Annotated in this window: 19 protein-coding genes; 15 read left to right on the top strand and 4 right to left on the bottom strand. The window is 67.4% G+C overall.

Annotation, left to right across the window (positions count from 1 at the left end; translation table 11 throughout):
- Window positions 1-2: 2 nt before the first annotated feature.
- A complete protein-coding gene (locus C3B61_RS11095) occupies window positions 3-1,847 on the bottom strand; it encodes an AMP-dependent synthetase/ligase (protein WP_103460630.1) in 1,845 nt (614 codons plus the stop codon).
- A gap of 202 nt (window positions 1,848-2,049) precedes the next feature.
- Between C3B61_RS11095 and C3B61_RS11090 the strand changes: the two genes are divergently transcribed.
- The 3 genes from C3B61_RS11090 (at window position 2,050) to C3B61_RS11080 (ending at window position 5,194) form a co-directional block, all read left to right on the top strand.
- Window positions 2,050-2,997 (top strand): ROK family glucokinase, encoded by a 948-nt coding sequence (locus tag C3B61_RS11090; protein WP_088456045.1) that lies wholly within the window; start codon window positions 2,050-2,052, stop codon window positions 2,995-2,997.
- A gap of 69 nt (window positions 2,998-3,066) precedes the next feature.
- Complete coding sequence (locus C3B61_RS11085; RefSeq protein ID WP_103431705.1) at window positions 3,067-3,756, top strand: lysophospholipid acyltransferase family protein; 690 nt, start codon at window positions 3,067-3,069, stop codon at window positions 3,754-3,756.
- A 94-nt stretch (window positions 3,757-3,850) separates the two neighbouring features.
- Window positions 3,851-5,194 carry a class II 3-deoxy-7-phosphoheptulonate synthase gene (locus C3B61_RS11080; protein WP_088456047.1) on the top strand — a complete coding sequence of 448 codons (1,344 nt, stop codon included), beginning with the start codon at window positions 3,851-3,853 and terminating at the stop codon, window positions 5,192-5,194.
- Between the two features lie 245 nt (window positions 5,195-5,439).
- Here C3B61_RS11080 and pknB read toward each other — a convergent pair whose 3' ends face one another.
- Together pknB and C3B61_RS11070 are read right to left on the bottom strand one after the other, a co-directional pair.
- Window positions 5,440-7,386 carry a Stk1 family PASTA domain-containing Ser/Thr kinase gene (gene pknB, locus C3B61_RS11075; protein ID WP_103460629.1) on the bottom strand — a complete coding sequence of 649 codons (1,947 nt, stop codon included), beginning with the start codon at window positions 7,384-7,386 and terminating at the stop codon, window positions 5,440-5,442.
- 92 nt (window positions 7,387-7,478) lie between these two features.
- Window positions 7,479-8,810 (bottom strand): muramidase family protein, encoded by a 1,332-nt coding sequence (locus C3B61_RS11070; protein WP_241990295.1) that lies wholly within the window; start codon window positions 8,808-8,810, stop codon window positions 7,479-7,481.
- A gap of 179 nt (window positions 8,811-8,989) precedes the next feature.
- Between C3B61_RS11070 and C3B61_RS11065 the strand changes: the two genes are divergently transcribed.
- Window positions 8,990-9,349 (top strand): Rv2175c family DNA-binding protein, encoded by a 360-nt coding sequence (locus tag C3B61_RS11065; protein WP_103460627.1) that lies wholly within the window; start codon window positions 8,990-8,992, stop codon window positions 9,347-9,349.
- Between the two features lie 74 nt (window positions 9,350-9,423).
- On the opposite strand, the gene C3B61_RS11060 is transcribed toward C3B61_RS11065, so the two are convergent.
- Complete coding sequence (locus tag C3B61_RS11060; protein ID WP_103460626.1) at window positions 9,424-10,545, bottom strand: polyprenyl synthetase family protein; 1,122 nt, start codon at window positions 10,543-10,545, stop codon at window positions 9,424-9,426.
- 73 nt (window positions 10,546-10,618) lie between these two features.
- Here C3B61_RS11060 and C3B61_RS11055 point away from each other — a divergent pair, with 73 nt between their 5' ends.
- The 11 genes from C3B61_RS11055 (at window position 10,619) to C3B61_RS11005 (ending at window position 23,333) form a co-directional block, all read left to right on the top strand.
- Window positions 10,619-10,999: a DUF3040 domain-containing protein gene (locus C3B61_RS11055; RefSeq protein ID WP_103460625.1), complete on the top strand. Its 381-nt coding sequence runs from the start codon at window positions 10,619-10,621 to the stop codon at window positions 10,997-10,999.
- Window positions 11,000-11,343: 344 nt separating this feature from the next.
- Window positions 11,344-11,775, top strand: a complete 432-nt coding sequence (gene mraZ, locus C3B61_RS11050; RefSeq protein ID WP_088456053.1) for a division/cell wall cluster transcriptional repressor MraZ — start codon at window positions 11,344-11,346, stop codon at window positions 11,773-11,775.
- A 139-nt stretch (window positions 11,776-11,914) separates the two neighbouring features.
- Window positions 11,915-12,907, top strand: a complete 993-nt coding sequence (gene rsmH / locus C3B61_RS11045) for a 16S rRNA (cytosine(1402)-N(4))-methyltransferase RsmH (protein ID WP_088457976.1) — start codon at window positions 11,915-11,917, stop codon at window positions 12,905-12,907.
- Entirely contained in the window at window positions 12,904-13,494 is a 591-nt protein-coding gene (gene ftsL / locus C3B61_RS11040; protein ID WP_103431711.1) for a cell division protein FtsL, read from the top strand. The genes rsmH and ftsL overlap by 4 nt, the downstream gene beginning before the upstream one ends.
- 31 nt (window positions 13,495-13,525) lie before the next feature.
- Window positions 13,526-15,304, top strand: coding sequence for a peptidoglycan D,D-transpeptidase FtsI family protein (locus C3B61_RS11035; RefSeq protein WP_241990296.1), 1,779 nt, complete (start codon window positions 13,526-13,528; stop codon window positions 15,302-15,304).
- 13 nt (window positions 15,305-15,317) lie between these two features.
- Window positions 15,318-16,892, top strand: a complete 1,575-nt coding sequence (locus C3B61_RS11030; RefSeq protein WP_103460623.1) for a Mur ligase family protein — start codon at window positions 15,318-15,320, stop codon at window positions 16,890-16,892.
- Window positions 16,892-18,331: a UDP-N-acetylmuramoyl-tripeptide--D-alanyl-D-alanine ligase gene (locus tag C3B61_RS11025; protein ID WP_103460622.1), complete on the top strand. Its 1,440-nt coding sequence runs from the start codon at window positions 16,892-16,894 to the stop codon at window positions 18,329-18,331. The genes C3B61_RS11030 and C3B61_RS11025 overlap by 1 nt, the downstream gene beginning before the upstream one ends.
- Window positions 18,328-19,422 carry a phospho-N-acetylmuramoyl-pentapeptide-transferase gene (gene mraY / locus C3B61_RS11020; protein ID WP_103460621.1) on the top strand — a complete coding sequence of 365 codons (1,095 nt, stop codon included), beginning with the start codon at window positions 18,328-18,330 and terminating at the stop codon, window positions 19,420-19,422. Before C3B61_RS11025 ends, mraY begins: the two co-directional genes overlap by 4 nt.
- Window positions 19,422-20,975 carry a UDP-N-acetylmuramoyl-L-alanine--D-glutamate ligase gene (gene murD / locus C3B61_RS11015; RefSeq protein ID WP_103460620.1) on the top strand — a complete coding sequence of 518 codons (1,554 nt, stop codon included), beginning with the start codon at window positions 19,422-19,424 and terminating at the stop codon, window positions 20,973-20,975. The genes mraY and murD overlap by 1 nt, the downstream gene beginning before the upstream one ends.
- The gene (gene ftsW, locus C3B61_RS11010; protein WP_103460619.1) at window positions 20,944-22,245 is read left to right on the top strand and encodes a putative lipid II flippase FtsW; all 1,302 of its coding nucleotides are present in this window, start codon (window positions 20,944-20,946) and stop codon (window positions 22,243-22,245) included. Before murD ends, ftsW begins: the two co-directional genes overlap by 32 nt.
- Window positions 22,242-23,333, top strand: a complete 1,092-nt coding sequence (locus C3B61_RS11005; protein WP_103460618.1) for a UDP-N-acetylglucosamine--N-acetylmuramyl-(pentapeptide) pyrophosphoryl-undecaprenol N-acetylglucosamine transferase — start codon at window positions 22,242-22,244, stop codon at window positions 23,331-23,333. The genes ftsW and C3B61_RS11005 overlap by 4 nt, the downstream gene beginning before the upstream one ends.
- Window positions 23,334-23,381 lie beyond the last annotated feature (48 nt).

Below are 23,381 nucleotides of genomic sequence, written 5' to 3'. Positions count from 1 at the left end.
GCCTAGTCTTGTGCGGTCTCGCGCACCGGCACGGCTGCCGTCATCGGGTTCGCACCGTAGAGGTTCTGGATCTCGGCGGCGAAGTCCCGGAGGATCACGTCCCGCTTGATGCTCATCTTCGGCGTGAGGTAGCCTGCGGCCTCGGTGAGTTCGATGGGCAGCACCACGAATTTGCGGATGGACTCCGCCCTGGACACCGTCTCGTTGGCGTGGTCGATCGCCCGTTGGACCTCGGCAAGGACCTTCGGGTGCACCGACGCGTCCATGAGGGACATCCCGGCGTCTTCGTGGTTGTTGTTCAACCAGACCGGCAACATCTCGGGGTCGAGGGTGACCAGCGCCGCGATGAACGGTTTCTGGTCGCCGACCACGACGACCTGGCCGACCAGCGGGTTCGACCGGATCGGGTCTTCGAGGGCTGCCGGAGCGACGTTCTTGCCGCCGGCGGTCACGATGATCTCTTTCTTGCGCCCGGTGATCGAGAGGAACCCGTCGTCGTCGAGGGCACCGATATCACCGGTCTTCAGCCAGCCGTCGTCGAAGACGGCGGCGGTGGCCTCCGGGTTCTTCCAGTACTCGGTGAAGACGTTGACACCCTTGACCTCGATCTCACCGTCGTCCATCACCCGCACCGAGACACCGGGCAGTGCCGGGCCGACACTGCCGATCTTGGACTTGGTTGCCAGGTTCACCGTGGCGGGGGCCGTGGTCTCGGTCAGGCCATAGCCCTCGAGGATGACGATGCCCAAGCTGTGGAAGAAGTGGCCCAGGTGAGCGCCGAGCGGCGCGGAGCCGGAGACGGCGAATTTGACGTTGCCGCCCATCGCGGTGCGCAGCTTGCTGTAGACCAGCCTGTCGAACAGCGCGAACTTGATCTTCATGCCCAGCGGGATCCGCTCGCCGGCCTCGACCAGCTTGGAGTGCGCCACGGCGACCTCGGAGGCGGCCTCGAAGATCTTCCCCTTGCCGCCGGCCTCGGCCTTCTGCTCGGCGGAGTTGTAGACCTTCTCGAAGACCCGGGGGACGGCGAGGAGGAAGGTCGGCTTGAAGCTGCCCAGCGACGGCAGCAACTGCCGAGTGTCCGGCTGGTGACCCACCCGGACGCCACCGTGCACGCAGAGCACCGCGATGAAGCGGGCGAAGACGTGCGCCGTGGTGATGAACAACAGGGTAGATGCGCCGTTCTCGTCGGTGAGAACGGGCTTGAGGGCGATCCCGGCGTTGCGGCTGGTCTCAACGAAGTTGGCGTGGCTGAGCACGCATCCCTTGGGCCGGCCGGTGGAGCCTGACGTGTAGATCAGGGTGGCGATGTCGGAGCCGACGGCCAGGCGACGGCGTCGCTCGATTTCGGCATCCGGAACATCGACGCCCCTGGCGGCGAGCTTGTCCAGGTCGCCCAGGTCGATCTGCCAGACCGTCTCAACGTCGGGCAGCTCAGGGTGCACTTCATCGAATCGGGCGAAGTGGTCCGCGGTCTCCACAATCAACGAAGTCGCACCGGAATCGCTGAGGATCCACTGCACCTGGCTGGGCGAACTCGTCTCGTAGACCGGCACGAGCACCGCGCCGGCGAACCAGACGGCGAAGTCGATCAGGGTCCATTCATAGCGGGTTTTGCAGGTCAGGCCGATCTTGTCGCCGGGCTGAATACCGGCGGCGACGAACCCCTTCGCCAGGGCGACGACCTGGGCGTGGAAGGCGGCGGTCGTAACCGGAAGCCAACCGCCGTTCTCGGGCCGGGAGAACAGAACCAGCTGCGGGGTCAAGGCGAGACGGTCGACCAACAGGTCGGTGACGTTCGCGTTCGGGTCTGCGGGGACGACGGCGGGCTCATCGAACTGTTTCACGGTAACTCCTTTGGCACCGGACGGGTAAGTGCGACCACTCTAGCCGCTGAATCGACACGAACCTGCGATTCTCCCGGCGGCGTAGTCATTTACTACACTCTAGGGGGTGCCTTGCGTGGTCGATCAGGTCGCTGCGTGCCCCGTTCCTTTTTTGAGCCGACCTGAAGAACTTCCTGTTGCTCCACCAACGAAAGGTGCGCTCGTGCACGCCATTGGGATTGACATCGGCGGAACCAAGATCGCCGGTGCCCTCGTCGACGAATTCGGAACCATCATCAAGTCGGATCGTAGACCGACCGACGCCGCGAACCCGAGCGAGATCGAAAACGCTGTCGTGGAGATGATCAAGGATCTCTCCGCCGGCGAAGACGTCATCGCTGCGGGTGTCGCCGCTGCCGGGTTCATCGACGCCGCCCAGTCGACCGTGTACTACGCCCCGAACATCAACTGGCGCAACGAACCGATGCGCGAGAAGCTCGAGTCGCGCCTGTCGCTGCCGATCATCGTCGAGAACGACGCCAACGCCGCCGGATGGGCCGAATTCTGCTTCGGCGCCGGCCGCCTGTACAGCGATATGGTCACCCTCACCATCGGCACCGGCGTCGGCGGCGCCATCGTCTCCAACGACCGCCTGTTCCGCGGTGGCTTCGGCGTGGGCGCCGAGCTGGGCCACATGCGCGTCGTTCCCGACGGCCTGCCCTGCGGCTGCGGCGCGCACGGGTGCATCGAACAGTACGGCTCCGGCCGAGCGTTGGCCCGCATCGCCAACGAGTTCGCGGATGCCGGCGGCATCGGCCTGGGCCTGGCCGCCGCCCGTGGCAAGCGCGGCAAGCTCACCGGCAAGGACATCGGCCGGCTGATCCAGGACGGCGACCCCGGCGCCCTCGCGGCGCTGCGCCAGCTGGGCACCTCGCTCGGCCAGGCCTGCGCCAGCCTCGCCGCGGTGCTCGACCCGCAGGTGTTCGTCTTCGGTGGCGGTGTCGCCGCGGCCGGCGAGCAGCTCCTGGAGCCGATCCGCACCGCCTACCTGGCCAACCTGCCCGCCCGCGGCTACCACCCCGAGGCAGAGTTCGCGATCGCGGAACTCGTCAACGACGCCGGCGTCGTCGGCGCCGCCGACCTCGCCCGCCGACACGTCACCGGTGAGTAGGCTGGCTGTGTTTCTCCACCGCGTGTTGCGCGACTGCGCCGGCCGGCATCCGCTTATCTAAGGACACCGATGTTCTACTGGTTCATGAAGAATGTTGTGGCCGGCCCGCTGCTGCTCGGCCTGTTTCGGCCCTGGGTGATCGGGCTGGACAACATCCCCAAGGAGGGCGGTGTCGTTCTGGCGAGCAATCACCTGTCCTTCATCGACTCGGTCTTCCTGCCTCTGGTGGTGCCGCGCCGGGTGGTCTTCCTCGCCAAGAGCGAGTACTTCACCGGCACCGGCCTCAAGGGCTGGGCGACCAAGCAGTTCTTCAAGGCCACCGGCCAGCTGCCCATCGACCGCTCCGGGGGCAAGGCGTCCGAGGACTCCCTGAACACCGGCCTCGCGGTCCTGAACGGCGGGGGAGCGCTCGGTATTTATCCGGAGGGCACTCGCAGCCCGGACGCCCGGATGTACCGGGGTCGCACGGGTGTGGCCCGCATGGTGTTGGAGGCCGGCGTCCCCGTCGTCCCCGTGGCCATGATCGACACCGAGAAGGCCATGCCCACCGGCACCCGCATCCCCAAGGTGCGCCGGATCGGCATCGTCATCGGGGAGCCGCTGGACTTCAGCCGGTTCGAGGGAATGGAGGGTGACAGATTCGTGTTGCGCTCCGTGACGGACGAGCTGATGTACGAACTGCGCCGCCTCAGTACCCAGGAGTACGTCGACGTGTACGCCACCAGTGTCAAAGAGAAGCGCGCCAGCCTTTCACGCTAGGCTCGAATATCGTTCATCCCAGACCCGCGCTCGTGCGGGCCGCATTAGAGAAAACAGGCTCAGTCCCGTGGTAGACCCCACCGAACCGGTTGTAATGGCAGACAAATCTGTGATCGCCGGACTGGACTATTGGCGCACCCTTCCCATCAAGCAGCAGCCGGCCTGGCCGGATGCCGATGCCGTCGCGGCCGCCTCCGCCGAGCTGGCCACCCAGCCGCCGTTGGTCTTCGCCGGCGAGGTGGACATCCTGCGCGACCGCCTGGCCGAGGCCGCCCGCGGCGAGGCCTTCCTGCTGCAGGGCGGCGACTGCGCCGAGACCTTCGGCGGCGCCACCGCGGAGCAGATCCGCAACCGGGTGAAGACAGTGCTGCAGATGGCCGTCGTGCTCACCTACGGTGCGTCGATGCCCGTGGTGAAGATGGGCCGCATGGCCGGTCAGTTCGCCAAGCCCCGCTCCAGCGACTTCGAAACCCGCGGCGGCGTCACCCTGCCGGCCTACCGTGGCGACATCGTGAACGGCTACGACTTCACCCCGGAGTCCCGCGAGGCCGACCCCGACCGGCTGGTGAAGGCGTACCACACGTCGGCGTCCACCCTCAATCTCATTCGCGCCTTCACCCAGGGCGGCTTCGCGGACCTCCGCCAGGTGCACAGCTGGAACCAGGGCTTCGCCAAGAACCCGGCCAACCAGCGTTACGAGGGCCTGGCCAAGGACATCGACCGCGCCATCAAGTTCATGATCGCTTGCGGGGCCGATTTCGAGGCCATGCGTCGCACCGAGTTCTACACCAGCCACGAGGGCCTGCTGATGGACTACGAGCGCCCCATGACGCGCATCGACTCCCGCACCGGAACGCCGTACAACACCTCGGCGCACTTCGTCTGGATCGGCGAACGCACCCGGGAGATCGACGGCGCCCACGTGGACTTCCTGTCCCGCGTGCGCAATCCGATCGGCGTCAAGCTCGGCCCGAGCACCTCGATCGACGACATGCTGCGGCTGATCGACAAGCTCGACCCGAACCGCGAGCCCGGCCGGTTGACCTTCATCACCCGGATGGGCGCCGGCAAGATCCGCGACGCCCTGCCCCCGCTGCTCGAGGCGATCAAGGCCAGCGACGCCATGCCGCTCTGGGTCACCGACCCGATGCACGGCAACGGCGTCACCACGCCCACCGGCTACAAGACCCGTCGTTTCGACGACGTCGTCGACGAGGTCAAGGGCTTCTTCGAGGCGCACCGCGCCGTGGGGACGCACCCCGGCGGCATCCACGTGGAGCTCACCGGCGACGACGTCACCGAGTGCCTCGGTGGCTCGGAGCACATCGACGAGGCCGCCCTGGCGACCCGCTACGAGTCGCTCTGCGACCCGCGGCTCAACCACATGCAGTCGCTCGAACTGGCGTTCCTGGTCGCCGAGGAGCTCGCGGCCCGCTAACCCGCACGACCAGCACCATCGAGTTGCCCCGTTCCGGACGAGCTGCTCCCGTATCCCGGGGCAACTCGTCCGTAGCGGGGCATCTCGCATCTGACACCGGGTGACGTGCCCGTGTGTCGCGCCCCGCCCGTCGGCGGCCTGGCGGGGTCGTCCCGCGTGGTTGCGACAGGGTCAACCAGCGGAGAGGGTCGCGCCCCGTCCGGCGGTCGCGCTTCCGCTCGTGCCTCGAGCAGGAGACGGTAGGTCTAGCCGAAGGGGTTGGTGGGGGTCAGGGTGATGGAGCTGCCCTTGGCCGCGAGGGTACCAGCCGCCGGATCCGTCGACTTGATGCTGATGATCGCCGCAATGGCATCCGCGGCCAGGTTGTAGTTCAGCTTGAAGCCGAGGTCGGTGAGCACCTGCTTGCCCTCGCTCCAGGCCATCCCCACCACATCAGGGATCTCCACCGGCTCTGGGCCGCGGGACACCGTGAGGATGAGAGTCGAGCCTGCCCGAATCGGACCCTCCTCGGCAGCGGCGACCGAGATGACGTCGCCCTCTGCGATGGTGTCACTGTAGGTTTCCTCGCCTGCTGTGGCGACGAGGCCCTTGTCTTCGAGGATGCTGACGGCGTCATCGAGCGACTCCCCACCGACGTCGGGGATGGGTCCGAGCGACACCACGAGATTGACGTTGAGCCCCTCGAAGTAGTCACCGCCCGCCGAGATGTCGCTGCCGTCGCTCTCCCTGCTGGCCGAGAGCACCAGGCCCTCCTCCACGTCGCCGTTGAACACCTCGTCGACCTGACCGGGAACGGCCTTCGCTTCGGCGATGGCCGAGGCGGCGGCATCCGCGCTGAGACCGGCCAGCGGCGGCAGCGTGATCGGCGCGGGTCCCTGCGAGACGTTGAGGGTCACCGTGCTGCCCTGGGCAACTCGGGCCCCGTCGCCGGGGTCGGTGCTGACGATCAGCCCGGCCGGGATCTCGGTGCTGTATTCGGTGCCCTGCTCGGCGACGAGGCCGAGCTCTTCGAGTGTCGCCGTAGCCTCCTCCGGGCTCACCGAAACCAGGGAAGGAACCTGGACCTCCGAACCGGGACCGGCACCGAAGTACCAGCCGACACCGCCGGCCAGGGCGGCCAGGAACACGATCAGGGCGAACAACCAGTAACCCCGGCGGCGGCGCTTCGTGGCACTGCCCGCGAGCTGGGCGGTGTTGTCGGGTTCGTCGTCGTCTGCTGGCGCGACTGCGGCGGCGGGCGCGACGGCCAGAGGGCTGCGGCCGAGGATTTGGGTTTCGGCGTCGGCCGATGCGGCCGCGATGCCCCGGGGGAGCACCATGGTGGCCTGCATGGCTGTGTCGCCTTGGGGCCTCACGAGCTTTTCCACGTCGAGCAGCTGGTCGAGCATCACTCTGGCATCACGGGGACGCTCTTCGGGGTCGCGTGCCGTCGCCCAGAGCACGAGTTCGTCGAGCTCGGTGGGAGTGCCGGGCGCGACCAGGCTGGGCATCGGCACGGTGTCGTTGGCGTGCTGGTACGCCACCTGCATGGGAGCCTCACCGACATACGGCTGCTCGCCCGTGAGCATCTCGTAGGTCATGATGCCCAGGGCGTAGATGTCGCTGCGGGCGTCGGCGATGCCGCGGGTGACGAGTTCGGGGGAGAGGTAGGCCACGGTGCCGAGCAGGGCCTGACCGGTGGCGGTGTTGTTGTTCACGGCGCGGGCGAGCCCGAAGTCACCGATCTTGATGCGACCGTCGTCAGCGAGCAACACGTTCTCAGGCTTGACGTCCCTGTGCACGATGCCGGCCTTGTGTGCGGCTGCGAGACCCGAGAGCACCGCCTCGAGGATGTCCATGGTCTGCTCGGGCGTGAGCTTGCCGTAGTCCTTGAGCAGGTCACGCAGCGTGATGCCGGGCAGGTGCTCCATCACCAGGTAGGCGATGTCGGCATCCTGGCCCTGGTCGAACACGTTCACCACGTTGGGGTGGGCGAGTCGGGCCGCGGAGCGGGCCTCCTGGATGAAGCGACTGCGGAACGCGTTGTCGTCGGCCAGGTGGCCGTGCATGATCTTGATGGCCACCCGGCGCTCGAGGCGCAGGTCGGTGGCGAGGTACACGGTGGCCATACCGCCGCGGGCGATCCGGGAGCGCACCTGATAGCGGCCGTCGATGAGACGGCCGATCATGGGGTCTGTGGGGCTTTCGGTCACCCGATGAGTCTACGGAAAAGTCGGGCGTTCCTCTGGACGGCCCGCAGCGCGGCGTGACACGATTCGGTCACTGATCCTTCGGATCGCCGGTTTCAGCCGAGGTCGGCAAGCCAACTGCGGGCGGATGCTTCCCAGTTGGCGTAGAGGTCGGGGTGTCCGGACAGCTGAACGGCCTGTGCTGCCTGGGTGACCGTCATGGCCTCCCAGCCCGGGATGTCCAGGAGCCCACGGGTGATGCCGGGGTTCGGGTTCACCGATCCGCCGAAGAAGGCCCGGGTGGCCCGCTCCGCGTCCATGACCTGCTCCTCGGTGCCCCAACCGGAACTGGGGCGCTGCTGGAAGAGGCCGAGCGAATCGCGGTCGCCGTAGTCGATGTTGCGCATGCCGGATTCCTGCGCGGCGGCGGCCAGAGCCACGACGAGGGCGGCATCGCTCGCGCCGGCGTCCCGTCCGACGGAGATGATCAGACGGGCGTTCGCGGCCATGTCCGCTGTGAGGGGCGTCACGGTACCGCGGGCCGGAGCGGGTGTGATGACCACGGCGGGGACAGCGTTGAGGACCGGTGCGGTGCTTGTCGGAGCGGGGCTCGCGGATGCGGCGCCGGGGAGGGTCAGCACCTGGCCGGGGTAGATGATGCTCGAGTAGCCCAGGCCGTTGGCTTCGAGGATCGCCTGCACCGAAACTCCGGCGCCGGTGGCGACCTTGTCCACGGTGTCGCCGGCCACCACAGTGTGGCTGCCGGGCGTCGAGGCCGTGACAGTTGTCGAGGCGACCGTCGTGACGGCGGCAGCGGCCGAACCGGAGGCGGGCAGCACGATGACCTGGCCGGGGAAGATGATGCTGTTGCGGCCGAGACCGTTCACGCTGAACAGGGCGTCGGTGGGCACCCCGTGGGCGGCCGCGACGCCGCTGAGTGTGTCGCCGGACTTGATGGTGTACCTGGTGAGTTCGGTCGCGACAGGGGCAGGGGTGGCGGCGACGGCGATCGGCGCCGTGGACAGGGTGAGAACCTGGCCGGGGAAGATCACGGCGGACCAGCCCAGCCCGTTCAGGGCCAGAACCGAAGCCGTCGACAGGCCGAACTTGCCGGCGATGGCGCTGATGGTGTCCCCGTCGACGACGGTGTACTGGCTGGGCGCGGGCGTCGCCGTGGCCGGCTGAACGGCCTGCGCCGGCTTCACGGCAACCTGCGGCACCGTGGTGCGGCTCTTCAACGGCTTCTTGAGGGCGGTGGCGGCCTGGGCCGGTGATGCCAGGTTGAGCACGATCGCGAGGGTGCTCACCACAACAAGGGGAATGCTGGCGAAGGCGCCGATGGACCGCCGCATTCCGGTCGGAGCCGGGCGGTGCCGTGCTGAGCTGGTCTCGACGGGGGAGTCCGGTCGGACCGTCCCCGTTTCGATCTTGCTGGCTCTAACCGACATGACGCTCCGCTCGTTGACTACTCGTCGACAGCTGTCTCCGTGAGAGCTGACGTGTTCTCAACGCTGACACAGATGGAATGCCGAGTCAATTAACCACGCGGGTACGCCCCAGGAAGTGTCTGGAATTGGCGACGAAGCAGGGGTTTGTCGGCGATGACGAATCATGGGAAGCTTGAGGGGTGACCGAATCGTCTTCTGTTCAAACATCCGCCTCCGGCCCAGACTGGCTCGGCATTCCCGACCTCGTAGAGGTCCTCGGCATCAGCCACAGCCGGGTTCGGCAGCTCATCGAGGACAAGCACCTGCTCGCCGTCCGCCGCGACGGCAAGGTCAGCGTGCCCGCCTCCTTCATCCGTGATGGCGCGCCGGTAGGTGAGCTTCGCGGCACCCTGATCGTGCTCGCCGACGACGGTTTCACCGACGACCAGGCCATGGAGTGGCTGCTCGAGGTGGACGACAGCCTCGGAGTTCCCCCGATCGACGCACTTCTGGCCGGCCGCAAGGCCGAGGTCCGTCGCGTCGCTCAAGCCCTGGCCTGATCGCACTTTCGATCCACGCCACCGCGCCCCGTCGTTAGACGACGTGGCGCGGTGCTGAGACACGCGCCGCGCTACTAGAAGACGCGCCGCGTTACCGTTCCAGCGAAGTCGGTCAGCTCTGCCGCGACCCCGGCCGCCACGTCCGATCCGGTCAACGCCTCCAGCGCCTGGCCGACGTTCTGCTGGATGAGGGTCTCCACCCTGTCGACGGCTCCGCTGTCCACGATGATCTGTTGCAACGACAAGATCTGATCCGGCGTCAGGTCGGGCCGGCCGAGCAGCCGGTCGACGGTGTGCAGCGAGGACGTGTCCAGGCGCTCCCTCGCCAGAGCGATCAGGACTGTGCGTTTGCCCTCGCGCAGGTCGTCCCCGCTGGGCTTGCCGGTCACTGCTGCGTCCCCGAAAACTCCGAGCAGGTCGTCCCTCAGCTGATAGGCGATGCCGAGCGGCAGGCCGAAAGCACGCAGGGTGTCCAGCTGGTCGTCGGTGGCTCCAGCGAGGGCGGCGCCGATCACGAGGGGAGCCTGAACGCTGTACTTGGCCGACTTGAAGATGATCACCCGCACGGCGCGGTCGAGGAGCTCCGCCTCCGGCTGGGTAAGCCAGGCGCGTTCCTCGAGGATGTCCAGATACTGGCCGGCCGTGACCTCGGTGCGCATCAGGTTGAACTCCCGCCGCGCGCGACGGGCGCTGACCCGGTCGGGGGCGTCGTCGAGGCCCTCGTCGAGTAGCTCGTCGCTCCAGCCCAGCAGGAGGTCGCCGAGCAGGATCGCCGAGGCCCGGCCGAAGTCACCGGGGCTGCCCGCCCACCCTTCGGCGCCGTGGAGGCTCTCGAAGCGGCGGTGAGCGGATGGCGCACCGCGGCGGGTGTCGGAATTGTCGATGATGTCATCGTGCACGAGCGCCGCGGCGTGGAAAACCTCCAACGCCGAGGCGACCGACACGATGCCTGCGGTCTCGCCCTGCACGCCGGCGGGAGCGCCCGCCGCGGGGGGCCCGGGGGAGGCCGTAACGCTCTGCCAGCCGAGGTAGGCGAACTGGGCCCGGAAGCGCTTTCCGCCGCTGAGAAACTGCCGTGAGAAGTCGACCAGCACAGCCAGGTCGCCGCTGATGGTCGTCACAATTGACTCACGCGTATTGATGAATTCGTCGATACGAGAATGAACCAGATCGACCAGTCGAGTGCTTTCGGTCACCTGCCTAGCCTAGCCATCTCGGCGGGACTAGAATTAGGGTCTAATCCGCTCGATCCCCAATTGGAGGAATGAGATGCCGCTTTCAGAACAAGAGCAGCGACTCCTCGAAGAGATGGAGCGCAGTCTCTATCACAACGATGCCGAATTCGTGGCGAGCGTTGGAGGCACCCGCCTCCGCCCCAACTACCGTTCTATTGTGCTCGGAGTACTCGCCGGCGTCGTCGGGATAGCGACTCTTGTCGCCGGTGTCGCGGTGCAACAGCTGTGGCTGGGTATCGTCGGATTCATCATCATGTTCGGGGGTGTGCTCCTGGCCATCACGCCTGGCCGCACAGCTCGGGCGACGAGGCCGTCGTCCAGCCAGCCCCGCCGTCCGGCTCAAGCTCGCAACCAGCAGGGCTTCATGGACAAGCTCAATGACCGCTGGGACCGTCGACAGGACGGCCAGCAGTAATCACTCAGCAGTAACCACTCAGCGATAACCAGCAACGCCCGCCCTCACCCAGACGGCGGGCGTTCTGCATTCCCCGGCTCCCGCCGCCCGCCACCCCGAACGCTCCCTTTTCACCCACTTCGTCTCACCAAACAGGACCGGCCACCAGGTCGGTTCTTTTTTGCGCCCAAAATGTCCCTAAACGGCCCCAAAGTGTGGGATTTTCCTCCACCCAGTGATTCACAGTGTTTTCAGGGAATAATCAAGCAAGTTCGCAGCAATATCGCGCGTTTTCCAGACGCGGTGGTTGATAGTGGAGTAAAGTGGAGCAACACCTGACCTTGGCCGGAAGAGAGGGGTGATGAATGTTCCTCGGGACCTATGCCCCCAAGCTCGACGAAAAAGGACGCGTCATCCTGCCGGCCAAGTTCCGCGAGGAACTCTCGACCGGCATCGTCATGACGCGCGGCCAGGAACGGTGCCTGTACGTCTTCACCTCGCGTGATTTTGATGAGGTGCACGAAAAGATCCGCCAGGCGCCCATCACGAGCAAGGAAGGGCGCGACTTCTTTCGTGTCTTCCTGTCCGGAGCCAGCGCCGAAACACCCGACAAGCAGAACCGGGTGACCATCCCCGCCAACCTCAGGGCCTACGCGGGCCTGGGTCGCGACCTCACGGTGATCGGCGTGGGCAACCGCGTGGAGATCTGGGACACCGAGGTCTGGGACCTCTACCTCATCGAGCAGGAAGCCTCGTTCGCCAACATCACGGAGGAGGTGATTCCGGGACTCTTCTAGCTCCTGGTTCCTGACTCCCAGCCGTTGCCCTCCTGACACACTTCCCCGGTGCCAGGCGGAACGGATGGGGATCAGGCTCCAGGATCCGGCCCCGGTAGCTATGAACAACAACAACGACAACAACGACATGAACAACGAGATGAACAGCGACAAGACCCCCGATGCCTCGGCCGAACGGCCGCAGCTCAACGAGATCCACACTCCGGTGCTGCTCGAGCGCAGCATCGAGTTGCTCGGCCCGGTCCTGGCCGCGCCGGGCGCGATCCTCGTCGACGCCACCCTCGGCATGGGCGGTCACGCCGAGGCCATGCTGACCCGGTTCCCCGGTCTCACCCTGGTGGGCCTGGACCGCGACCTCGACGCCCTGGCCATCGCCGAGGAACGCCTCAAGCCGTTCCGAGACCGCATCCACCTCGTGCACACCGTCTACGACGGAATCCTCGACGCGCTGGCCGGCCTCGGTATCAGCGAGGTGCAGGGCATCCTCTTCGACCTCGGCGTCTCCAGCATGCAGCTCGACCAGGTCGAACGCGGCTTCTCCTACTCCAAGGATGCTCCGCTGGACATGCGAATGGACAGCACGTCGCCGCTCACCGCCGAGCGGATCCTGGCCGACTACAGCGAGGGGGACCTCCGCCGCATCTTCCAGGAGTACGGCGAAGAGAAACTTGCCGGCCGATACGCCAAGGCGATCGTGGAGGCCAGGGCGACGACCCCGTTCGTGCGCTCCGCCCAGCTTGTCGAGGTGATCACCAAGGTCACTCCGGTTGCCGTGCAGCGCATGGGGCACCCCGCCAAGCGGGTCTTCCAGGCGCTCCGCATCGAGGTCAACCAGGAACTGGCCGTCCTCGAACGCGCCATCCCCGCCGCGATGGAGGCGGTGGCCGTCGGCGGCCGCATCGTCTCGATGGCCTACCAGTCGCTCGAAGACCGCATCGTCAAGAGGATGTTCGCTGCCGCATCGCAGTCGAGCGCCCCTGCCGGCCTCCCCGTGGAGCTCCCGGAGCACAAACCGCTGTTCACCCTACTGATCCGGGGCGCCGAACTGGCCTCCGAAGAAGAAAAAGCCATCAACCCCCGTGCAACATCGGTTCGCCTGCGTGCCGCCGAACGACTGAGGAGAGCCGAATGAGCGACAACCTGGCCCGGGTGCTGACAACAGAACCGCTGCGCCCCGACTTCACCGAACGCAGCGGCGCCGACGAACGCCGCCACATCGAGATCGTGAGCCCCAGCACTCACACGCGTCCCCGCGTCGTCTACGCGCTGTCGGCGGTGGCCTGTGTGGGTGCCGTCATCGTGGCTCAGCTGTTGCTGAGCGTGGGGATCTCTCAGGGTGCCTATGAGATCTCGGCCTTGCGAGCCAGCCAGGTCGAACTCGGCCGCACCGCCGACAGCGTGAGTGAAGACCTCATCCGCGTGTCCTCGCCGCAGAGCCTCGCCGCCAACGCCGAAGCACTCGGCATGGTCAGCAACTCCACCCCGGCCTACCTGCGGCTGTCCGACGGCGCCGTTCTCGGGGCGCCGACCTCCGCCAGCGGCGGAGCGGCCGGCGCCGCCAGCCTCGTTCCCAACTCCCTGCTCACCGGGGTTCCCCTCGTCACCCAGCTGCCCGCCGGCGGCCAGGGAACCAGCGTCGCCTCCGGCGCGCCTGCCGCCGGAACCGCCCCTGCGGCGGTTACGGTAGCCGACGGCCTGCCGTCGCCGACCACTCGATAGACACGGCAGTCCGATACGGGAGGACCACCACGTGGCGAGAACACACATGTCCAGCAAGCGCAGGATCGCGGCGACCATCGTTGTACTCGTCGCCATCATCGGCGTGTTCGTCGTTCGCCTCGTCGATATCCAGGTGGTGCGCGCTGACACCCTCAGCGCCGACTCCCTCGGCAACCGGTCGGTCGAGAGAACCGTCTACGGCTCGCGCGGCGAGATCCTCGACGCCAATGGCGTGGTGCTGGCCGGGACCGTGATGCGGTACGACGTGGCACTGTCGCCCAAGAACGCCTCGCCGTTCACCCGCACCGTCGACGGGGTCGAAACCACGGTGCCACTGGCCCAGTCCGTGGCGGACATCGGCGCCATCGTGGGTCTGCCCACCGAGCAGGTCCAGGCCCTCATCACCGAGGCCCTCGCCGACAACCCTAAATCGGACTACGCGCTCGTCGCCAGGCAGGTCGGCGTCGATGCGTTCCGGGCTCTGTCCGCCCTCGATATCCCGTGGCTCACCTTCCAGCAGAACCCGGGCCGGGTCTACCCCAACGGCGCCGTCGCCGGCAACCTCGTCGGCTTCGTCTCGTCGGCGGGCGAGGCTCAGGCAGGACTGGAAGTGGGCCAGGATTCCTGCCTCGCCAGCAACAACGGCTCGGAGACCTACGAGCGCGGCGCCGACGGCGTGCGGCTGCCGGAAAGCACCGTGACCACCGAGCCCGCCTCCGACGGCAGCGACGTCATCACCACCATCGACTCCGACCTGCAATTTTTTGTGCAGAAGGTGCTCGCCGAGCAGGCCCAGAAGACCGGAGCAGCGTGGGGCAACGTCATCGTGCAGGAGGTCAAGACCGGCAAGCTCGTCGCCGTGGCCGACTACCCGAGTGTCGACCCCAACGATGTCAGCGCCACGACCAACCCAGAGGATCGCGGCTCCCGCGCCTTCACGGCCTCTTACGAGCCCGGCTCCACCTTCAAAGCCCTCACCGCGGCATCCGTGATCGACGCCGGCGTGGCGACCCCCGAATCCCAGGTCGTCGCCCCCTACCGTTACCTGCCGGAAAACGGCGCCAACATCAATGACAGCTCATCACACCCCGACCTCAACCTCACCCTCACCGGGGTACTGATCGAGTCGTCCAACACCGGCACGTCGCAGTTCGGCGAGCGTCTGACCAATCAGCAGCGCTACGACTACATGACCAAGTTCGGGGTCGGCACCGAAACCGAGACCGGCTTCCCCGGCGAAGACCCCGGCATTCTGCACCCGGCCGACGAGTGGGACAACCAGACCCAGTACGCCACAATGTTCGGCCAGGGCCTGACCACGACGGCCCTGCAAGTGTCGAGCATCTACCAGACCATCGCCAACGGCGGCGTCCGGATGCCCGTGCAGCTGGTCTCCGGCTGCCGCGCCGCAGACGGCACCCTCACCGACGTTCCCGCGGCGGAGGGCACCCAGGTCGTGTCAGCCGAGGCGGCACGCGACACTGCGGACATCCTCGAGATGGTGTACCAGAAGGCCTGGCTGGCCGACACCTGGGAAATCCCGGGCTACCGGGCCGCCGCCAAGACCGGTACCGCACAGATGCCAGACGGCAACGGCGGGTACTCCAAGGGCTACCTGGTATCGGTCTCAGGCTTCGCTCCGGCGGACGATCCGCAGTACGTCGTTTCGGTGAGTCTGGCCGACCCTGTTAACATGAATTCGTCAGCAGCCCCCGCTCCGGTCTTTCAAGAGGTCATGAGTCAGGTGCTGAAAAAGTACCGGGCAGTTCCCTCGGGCGCCGCCGCGCCTGATCTCCCCGGTACCTGGTAAGAAAGTGAGCCTCGTGACCGATTTGGCACCCTCGGCTCTCCGTCCTCAGCATCCGGTCCCGCGATCGTTGTCCGGACTGGTCGATGAATTTGAGCTTGACGTCCGCGGCGACACCGCGGGCGTAGAACTGACCGGCGTGAGCCTCAGCTCGCGCACGGTGCAGCCCGGCGACCTGTTCGTCGGCGTGCCCGGACGGATGATCCACGGGGCATCCCACATCAGGGCGGCCCGCGAAGCCGGGGCCGTTGCCGTACTGACCGACGAGGCCGGTGCACTGCTGGCAGCCGATTGCGGCCTCCCGATCCTCGTCACGGCGGATGTCCGCGCCGCGCTGGGCACCGTGGCGGCCTGGATCCACCGCACAGTCGATAACCCTGCGGACCTGTTCGCCGTCACCGGCACCAACGGCAAGACCAGCGTCGTCTATCTGCTGTTCGCCATCCTCAGTCAGCTCGGTGTCGTCGCCGGGCTCACCTCCACAGCGGAACGCCGGATCGGCGACATCGCCGTGACCAGTTCCCTGACCACTCCGGAGGCCAGCGAACTGCACGCCCTGCTGGCCCGGATGCGCGAAGCCGAGGTCCGGGCCGTCGGCATCGAGGTCTCTGCCCAGGCGATCAGCCGCCACCGGGTCGACGGACTGGTCTTCGATGTCGCCGGGTTCACAAACCTCTCCCACGATCACCTCGACGACTACGCGTCGATGGAGGAGTACTTCGAGTCGAAGTTGGAGCTCTTCCAGCCCGACCGCTCCCGCCGCGGAGTGGTCACGGTTGACTCCGAGTGGGGCCGCCGCATTGCGTCGGAGAGCCGGATCCCGGTCACTACCCTCGGCAACAACCCCGTGGTCGGGTCGGCCGACGCCGACCGCAGCCCGGCCGATGCTGACTGGCGCATGAACGTCGTGCGGACCGGTGCCCGCTTCACCGAATTCACCCTCGACGGCCCCGATGGCCGTCGGCTGCAGACCCGAGTGCCCCTGCTCGGCTGGTACATGGCCGCCAACGCAGCCCTGGCCATCGTGATGCTGGTGGAGAGCGGCTTCGACCTTGCCGCCATCGAGCATGCCCTCACCCGCGACGGCGGCATCAACGCCTACATCCCGGGACGTGCCGAACTGATCTCCGGCGACCGGGGCCCGCTGGTCTACATCGACTACGGCCACAGCCCGGATGCCTTCCTCAACACCCTCGGGGCGATCCGCGACTCCACCGCCGGGCGAATCATCATGGTCTTCGGCGCCGACGGCGACCGGGACAAGACCAAGCGCGCCGCTATGGGCGCCATTGCCGCCCGCGGCGCGGATGCCGTCGTCATCACCGACTTCCATCCGCGATTCGAAGATCCGGCCACCATCAGGGCGACCCTGCTCGCCGCGGCACGGGAAGCCGTGCCAGAGGGGGAACTCTACGAGGTCCCCGACCCCGCCACAGCCTTCCGCCGCGCGCTATCGTTGGCCGCGGAGGGCGATGTCGTGCTCTACGCAGGGCCCGGCCACGAGAACTACCAGGAGGTAGCCGGAGTGAAGCTCCCGTATTCAGCCAGGGATGACGCCCGACTCGCACTGCAGGAAGCCGGGTGGCTGTGATGATCGCCCTGACCCTGGCGGAAATTGCCGCAGCCATGAACGGCACTCTGCACCTTTACCCCGGGCACCTCGTCGACCCGTCTGCCGCTGACGCCCTGACCAGCGAATCAGTCGTCAATGGGGCCGTGCACACCGACTCCCGCGAGGTCTCCGCCGGCGACATCTTCGTCGCCAAGCCGGGGGAGGAGACCGACGGCCATCTCTTCGCGCCGGCCGCCGTCGCAAGCGGCGCCGCCGTGATCATCGTCGAGCGGGTGCTCGACCTGCCCGTCGCCCAGGTGCTGGTTCCCGACGCCGTCGTCGCCCTGGGTGACCTCGCCACCACGGTGATCGCCAGGGTCCGCGCCGCCGGCCGACTGAAGATCATCGGCATCACCGGATCCAACGGCAAGACCACCACCAAGAACCTCCTGCGCGCCGTCCTGGAGCGCGTCGGCCCCACCGTCGCCGCGCGCGCCTCCTTCAACAACGAGGTCGGCGCCCCGCTGACCATGCTCGAAGTCACCGGCGACACCCAGTTCCTCGTCGCAGAGATGGGTGCCAGTGCCGAGGGTGAAATCCGGCGTCTGGTCCGGATGGCCCGGCCGGACATCGGCATCGTGCTCAAGGTCGGCCTGGCCCACGCCGGGGGTTTCGGCGGCATCGAAGCCACGGTGCGCACCAAATCCGAGATGGTCACCGACCTCGGCCCCGACGACATCGCCATCCTGAACAGGGACGACGACAGGGTGGCCGGCATGGCCGCCGTCACCGCCGCCCGCGTGGTGTGGTTCGGTGAGAGCGACGGTGCCACCGTACGTGCCTCCGCCGTCCACGGCAGCCGAACCGGAACGAGCTTCACCCTGCACCTGCCCGGCGGCGAGAGCCGACCGGTGTCCTTCAGGGTCCTCGGCGAACACCACGTGATGAACGCCCTGGCCGCCGCCGCGGCCGCCGACGCCCTCGGGGTTCCCATCGATGACATCGTGACCGCGCTCGAATCCGTCACCGTCGCCGAACGCTGGCGCATGGAGGTCATGGGTGGACGGGACGACATCACCGTCATCAACGACGCCTACAACGCCAGCCCCGACTCGATGACCGCGGCCCTCAAGACACTCGCCCAGATCCGGAAATCCGACGGCCGCAGCATCGCGGTGCTCGGCGAGATGAGCGAGCTGGGGGAGCTCTCCGGCGAGGAACACGACAGGATCGGACTCCTGGCGGTACGCCTCAACATCTCCCAACTGATCGTGGTCGGCCGTGCCGCCCGCCGCATGCACATCAGCACCATCAACGAGGGTTCCTGGGACGGGGAATCGGCCTACGTCGAGACCGCCGAAGAGGCCTTCGACCTGCTGCGCGACACCGTGAAACCTGGCGACACCGTGCTCGTCAAATCATCAAATTCAGCCGGACTCCGCTTCCTCGGAGACCGACTGGGAAAGTTGTACTCGTGATAGCCCTTCTCCTGGCCGGAGCGATGTCCCTCGTCTTCACCCTGCTGCTCACCCCGCTGTTCATCAGGCTGTTCCACAAACTCGGCTGGGGCCAGTTCATCCGCGATGACGGACCCAAGAGCCACCACGCCAAGCGCGGCACGGCCACCATGGGCGGCATCATCATCATCGTCGGCGTCCTGGTCAGCTACTTTCTCGCGATGTGGTTGCAACAGCGGCCGCTGACGGCGTCACCCCTGCTCGTGCTGTTCATGATGGTGGGCCTGGGCCTGGTCGGTTTCCTCGACGACTACCTCAAAACCCGCAACCAACGCAGCCTGGGCCTGGGCGGCTGGCAGAAGATCGCCGGCCAGGTCGTCGTCGCCGGCGCGTTCGGCTGGATGGCGTTGCAGTTCCCCGACAAATACGGTCAGACCCCGGCCTCCACGCACATCTCGTTCATCCGGGACCTGCCGCTGGACTTCATGAAGCTGGGCACCTTCATCGGCATCGCCGCGTTCATCATCTGGATCTGCCTGATCGTCGCCGCCACCTCCAACGGTGTCAACGTCACGGACGGTCTCGACGGCCTCGCGACCGGCTCCCTGGTCTTCGCGATCGGTTCGTACATCATCATCGGCTTCTGGCAGTCCAACCAGTCCTGCAACACCGGCGGATCCGACATCGCCGACATGTACAAGTGTTACGCCGGCCCGGACTCCTTCGACCTGGCCATCGTGGCCGCCGCCATCGTCGGAGGGCTCATCGGCTTCCTCTGGTGGAACACCTCGCCGGCGAAGATCTTCCTCGGTGACACCGGTTCGCTCGGCCTGGGCGGTGCGCTGGCCGCGCTGGCGATCCTCAGCCGCACCGAACTGCTGCTGGTTCTCATCGGCGGCCTCTTCGTGATCGAGGCCGGCTCGGTCATCGTGCAGCGCGCGTACTTCAAGGTCACCCGCGGCAAACGGATCTTCCTGATGAGCCCGATCCATCACCACTTCGAACTCAAGGGCTGGGCAGAGGTCACCGTCGTGGTGCGTTTCTGGATCATCGGCGGGCTGCTCGTGGCCGCCGGCGTCGGAACGTTCTACCTCGAGTGGCTGGCCCGTTGATGGGCGCCCACTCCTACGACGCGCCGCACTCCACCCCCGCACCCGACCGTCTGGACGCCCTGACCAGCTGGCACTCCGACTGGTCCGGTCTGCGGGTAGCCGTCCTCGGCCTCGGGATGACCGGATTCGCCGCGGCGGACACCCTCGCCGAGCTCGGCGCCGAGGTCCTCGTCGTTGCCGGCCGCGCCCCCGACGAGCGAGCCCGGCTGCTCGAGGTCCTCGGCGTGCCGCTGGTCACGGCCGACCTCGACGCCGCGCCCCCGGCACTGGTGGCTCACAACGCAGAGCTGATCATCGTGTCGCCGGGATTCCACCCGGACCACGCCCTGCTCCAGTGGGCCGCGGCACAGGCCATCCCGGTCTGGGGCGACATTGAACTGGCCTGGCGGCTGCGCGACAAGGTCGGTCCCGCCGCGCCCTGGATCCTCGTCACCGGTACCAACGGCAAAACCACGACGGTGCAGATGACCGCGACGATGCTCGCTGCCGGCGGCCACAGGGTCGCCCCCTGCGGCAACATCGGCGTGCCCGTGCTCGACGCCATCCGCGACCCCCAGGGCTGGGACGTGCTCGTCGTCGAGCTGTCCAGCTACCAGCTGCACCACCTGCCGTTGACCGGCCCCGGCGCCCTGGTCCCGGTCTCCAGCGTCTGCCTCAACATCGCCGACGACCACATCGATTGGCACGGCTCCGCGAGCGCGTACCGCGATGCGAAGGCCAAGGTCTACTCGAACACCACCGTCGCCTGCGTGTACAACAAGGCCGACCTCGCCACGATGCGGATGGTCGAAGACGCCGACGTCAACGACGGCGCCAGAGCCATCGGCTTCGGCCTGGGCGTGCCGGGACCCAGCGACCTGGGAATCGTCGACGGGATCCTCTGCGACCGGGCGTTCCTCGAGGACCGCTTCGACAGCGCCATCGAGCTCACCACCATCACCGACCTCGCCGCCGCCGGGCTGGCCGCGCCGCACGTGGTGGCCAACATCCTGGCCGCCGCCGCCCTCGCCAGGTCCTTCGACGTGTCGCCGGAGGCCATCCGGGCGGCCCTGGCCACCTTCAGTCTCGACGCGCACCGCATCGAGGTCGTGGCGATCCGCGACGGCATCAGCTGGGTCGACGACTCCAAGGCGACCAATCCCCACGCGGCGGATGCCTCGCTGGCGGCGTTCGACTCCGTCGTCTGGCTGGTCGGCGGCCTGCTGAAGGGCGTCGACATCGGTGACCTGGTGGCCAAGCACGCCGGCCGGCTGCGCGGCGCCGTCGTGATCGGCGTCGAGCGCGAGGAAGTCCTGGCGGCATTTAGACGACACGCCCCCGCCCTGCGCGTCTTCGAGATCGACTCGGATGACACTGGGGAGGTCATGCCGTCCGCGGTCGTTCTGGCCGCATCCCTCGCCACGGCCGGGGACGTGGTCCTGCTGGCCCCGGCGGCCGCATCCATGGACCAATTCGCCAGCTACGCGGAACGCGGGTCGAAGTTCGCCCAGGCCGTACACGATTATTTGGGAGGTGGGTCGCATGAAGACTCGTCCTCGTACCCGGGTGCCTGAGGCCGCCGAGAACCACAGTTCCCAGGACCGCGGCAGTAGCCTGACGCGGATCAACCTCGGCCGGGTGTTCCGGGCCGAATCCACCAACTACCTGCTCCTGCTGGGCACCACGCTCTTCCTGGTCGTCTTCGGCCTGGTCATGGTGCTGTCCTCCTCGTCGGTGGACTCCTACCTGGAAGACGCCGGATTCTTCGGTGGGCTGTTTCGGCAGGGAATCTTCGCGGTGCTCGGAATCCCGCTGATGCTCGTGATCAGCCGGCTGCCCGTGACGTTCTGGAAACGCGTCGCCTGGCCGGCCCTGGGTATCTCCTGTTTCTTCCAGTGCCTGGTGATCTTCACCCCGCTCGGCGTCACCGTGGCGGGAAACACCAACTGGCTATCCATCGCGGGTGTGCAGTTCCAGCCCTCCGAAGCCATCAAGGTGGCCCTGGTGATCTGGCTCGGCGTGATCCTCGCGCAGAAGAAAGACAAGCTCGACGACTGGCGACACGTGTACATCCCCGTGTTCGGCGTCGGCGGCGGCGCGGTCATGCTCGTGATGATCGGCGGTGACCTCGGTACCGTGATCATCATGGCCGGCATCCTGTTCGGCGCGCTGTTCTTCGCCGGGCTGCGACTGCGGATGCTCGCCCTGCCCCTGATCGTCGGTGCTGTCGCCGGCATCCTGCTCGCTATCAGCAGCGAGAACCGGATGACCCGCATCCTCAGCTTCGCCGCGGAGGGCTGCGACGAGCTGAAGGGCACCATCTCCGCCGCGTGCTGGCAGCCCCTGCACGGCACCTGGGCCCTGGCCAACGGGGGAGTGTTCGGCGTGGGGTTGGGCAACTCCAAGGCCAAGTGGTCGTGGCTGCCTGCCGCCGACAACGACTACATCTTCGCCATCATCGGCGAAGAACTCGGCTTGATCGGTTGCATCGTCGTCCTGCTGATGTTCGTCCTGCTGGCGTTCGCATTCATCCGCATCATGCGTGGTACGGCCAACATGCAGATCAAGGTCACCACCGCGGCCGTCATGGTCTGGATCATCGGCCAGGCCCTCGTGAACATCGGTGTCGTGCTGGGAGTCCTCCCGGTCCTCGGTGTGCCCCTGCCGCTGATCTCCGCCGGTGGCACGGCGCTGCTGACCACCCTCGCGGCGATCGGGGTGGTGCTGTCCTTCGCCAGAAGCGACCACAACCTGAGCGAGGACGCCAAGACCCGCGACCCTGCGGCCGCGCCCGCACGCCCGGCGCCCGTCGGTGCCGCACCGAAACGAGGAACCACCCGATGACCACATACCTGCTGGCCGGGGGCGGTACCGCCGGCCACGTCAACCCGCTGCTCGCGGTCGCCGACGCGCTCCGCCTGCGCGAGCCCGACGCGACGGTCCTCGTCCTCGGCACGGCCGAGGGCCTCGAGGCCCGGTTGGTACCCGAACGCGGCTACGAACTGCTGATAGTCCCGCGGCTGCCCTTCCCCCGGCGGCCCAACCGCGCGGCGCTCGGCTTCCCGCCGAGATTCAATCGCGCCATCAACGACGTGGTCACCATCCTGCGCGACCGCCGCGTCGATGTCGTCGTCGGCTTCGGCGGTTATGTCGCCACGCCGGCCTACCTGGCCGCGCGCCGGGCCGGCGTACCGATCGCCATCCACGAAGCCAACGCCAAGCCCGGGCTGGCCAACCGGGTCGGCGCCCTACTGACCCGTTCGGTCGGGGTCGCCTTCGCCGGTACCCGGCTGCGCCACGCCAGGGTCGTCGGGATGCCGCTGCGCCGGGAAATCGAGACTCTCGATCGGGCCGGCTCCCGCGCGGCTGGGTTGGCCTTCTTCGGCCTCGACGCCGACCGGCCGATCCTGCTGGTCACCGGCGGCTCGCTCGGCGCCCGCCGCATCAACCGCACCGTCGTGGATTCCGCGGCTGTCCTCACCGACGCCGGCTGGCAGGTACTCCACATCACCGGTACCTCCGCCGAGGTCGACGATCCGAACCTGCCCGGTTACCGGATGATCGCGTACTGCGACCGGATGGATCTGGCGCTCTCCGTCGCCGACTTCGCCGTCTCCCGTGCCGGAGCTGCCACGGTCTGCGAATTGAGCGCCCTCGGGATCCCCGCCGTGTTCGTGCCGTACCCGGTCGGCAACGGCGAACAGCGGTTCAACGCCGCCGACGTCGTGGCCGCTGGCGGCGGAATCCTCGTCGATGACGCCGCCTTCCTGCCGGGCTGGGTCCAGTCTGAATTGCTGCCGGTCCTCGCCGAGCCCGAGCGCATCCACGGCATGAGCGTCGCCGCCCACTCCGCGGGCGTGCTCGACGGCACCGCGCGCACGATCGACCTCATCGACGAGGCGGCGGGTGCGACCGCACCGCACTCCGCGTAACGTTGAACCCGCAGAACCTGCACCACCCCGCGCACCGCCAGCCAGAAA

The organism is Cryobacterium zongtaii (assembly GCF_002909375.1).
In the GTDB taxonomy this organism is placed as follows: domain Bacteria; phylum Actinomycetota; class Actinomycetes; order Actinomycetales; family Microbacteriaceae; genus Cryobacterium; species Cryobacterium zongtaii.
Note: the sequence above shows the minus strand (reverse complement) of the source record. Positions and strands in the feature narration are given on the sequence as shown.